The sequence below is a fragment of the Methanocorpusculum bavaricum DSM 4179 genome, assembly GCF_000430905.1.
GTDB lineage: Archaea > Halobacteriota > Methanomicrobia > Methanomicrobiales > Methanocorpusculaceae > Methanocorpusculum > Methanocorpusculum parvum.
Map to the genome: position 1 here is coordinate 1 of NZ_AUMX01000032.1, position 1577 is coordinate 1577.

Below are 1577 nucleotides of genomic sequence, written 5' to 3' on the forward strand. Positions count from 1 at the left end.
AAAAGTTATGAATACGGGATGCCTGCCTGATAATACTCTCCTTCCCAGTAGAGAATTCTGTGAATGCAGTATTTTTCCCGAATCTCATCGATTCGTTGTCGAGTCAGAACCTGGACACTATTCAATACAGGGTTATCTGTTCCAGGGTCCGATTTTTTTATACTGGTATCTTTAGTCAGAAACAACTCCTTTATCTCAGGATATTTTTCAAAATCATCATCAGTAATATTCAATATCGCATATCCGGATTCGTTCCATACGTGGTTGATCGGTTTTTCAGGATATGATGAATAAGATAATGTCATTGACTTACTGTCCAAGATCCCGGTGGATTCCACCATAAGAGGGGCAAATAGTATGAAAAGTAAGAAAATGAGAACTGCCAATAATATATACCCATATTTTTTCGCGTGATTTGGGTCTTTATTCATTGCATTTTCCTCCTCTTCGATTCATAACGTCTACGTGTCATCTTTTTTACATCCGAAAACAAGTTGCAGTCCGCCGGCGACACCCAGAATAACCCAGACCGCAAAGACCGTGTTTATAAGAACCGTTGAGATCCACCAGGGAACAGTTTGTACGGCTCCTTCGATAACGACATCATTCGCATCTCCCAAAGCCGACAGAATGACGTAACAGACGAGAAGTACAAAACCCCAAACGGAAAATGTATACGAGATCCGTTTCATCATTGTTCCGTATGCACAGTCTGCCGATATCTTCTGAATCACAGATGTCATCATCGGCGAGGCGATCAGTATGAGGTACATCAGTGTCAGCCAAACAGGCATCCTAAGTAAAACAGTGAGCTGTGAACCCCCTCCGGCAATAACGGATATGAGCCCTAATCCAATCTCGCCGATCAACAGTAATGCAGTAAATACTGCGAGAAATTCGAAGCGGGATTTGACTGCTCCATCACTATTTCTGTAGCAGAGGATCGTTCCAATGAAAAGCACTACCGTCAATATGAACAGACCTGCAGAGAGTATGGATTCGACAAGGATATTTGAAAAATTCCAGGCAATAAACGCTCCAAAGATACATATCGGTAAAAAATAGATCGGGAAGAGGAGTTTTATGTTTGGGCTCTGTGTCAGGTTCATTTTTCATCACATTCGTTACGGATGCATACATCATTTTCAGATTTTCGACACAGCCAAATCATGCAGGCTCCAACCGCGAGACCGAAAACGACCCAGATTATGCTAAGGCTCAACATAAACACCTGGGATATATACCAAGGATAAGCGGGAGGCATGCCGGGGACAACAACATCGTATGCATCTCCTGATATTCCATAAAACATAGCATAGATCAGATAGAAGAAGCTGAATACGGCAAACCCTTTCGAGACTCCCGACAGGATCTTCTGCGGTTTTTGTCCTTCGCAGAGTCTTGGGACAACAAGGGAGAAGAGAGGGGCAAGGATCAGGACGAAATAGAAAGGTGTGACCCAAATCGGTGTTCGCAGGAAATTCGTCAGCATTGCCGGAGAAGTAAAGGCTCCGTCGATGATGTTTGTGATCCCCATGCCGATGTTGATGACGAGCAAAAGAACTAACGCAAGTATA

General features: G+C 43.3%; 3 protein-coding genes. All 3 read right to left on the bottom strand.

Annotation, left to right across the window (positions count from 1 at the left end; translation table 11 throughout):
• Nucleotides 1-5 precede the first annotated feature (5 nt).
• Nucleotides 6-431, bottom strand: a complete 426-nt coding sequence (locus H575_RS06450; RefSeq protein WP_042699740.1) for a hypothetical protein — start codon at nucleotides 429-431, stop codon at nucleotides 6-8.
• 30 nt (nucleotides 432-461) lie between these two features.
• Entirely contained in the window at nucleotides 462-1109 is a 648-nt protein-coding gene (locus H575_RS06455) for a hypothetical protein (protein ID WP_042699742.1), read from the bottom strand.
• Nucleotides 1106-1577 (bottom strand): hypothetical protein (locus H575_RS09415; protein WP_162139408.1); only part of this gene is annotated, 472 nt, incomplete at its 5' end. The genes H575_RS09415 and H575_RS06455, both read right to left, overlap by 4 nt.

Coding starts and splice junctions, on each gene's coding strand:
- H575_RS06450 (WP_042699740.1), bottom strand. CDS start 431: ATGAATAAAGACCCAAATCACGCGAAAAAATATGGGTATATATTATTG.
- H575_RS06455 (WP_042699742.1), bottom strand. CDS start 1,109: ATGAACCTGACACAGAGCCCAAACATAAAACTCCTCTTCCCGATCTAT.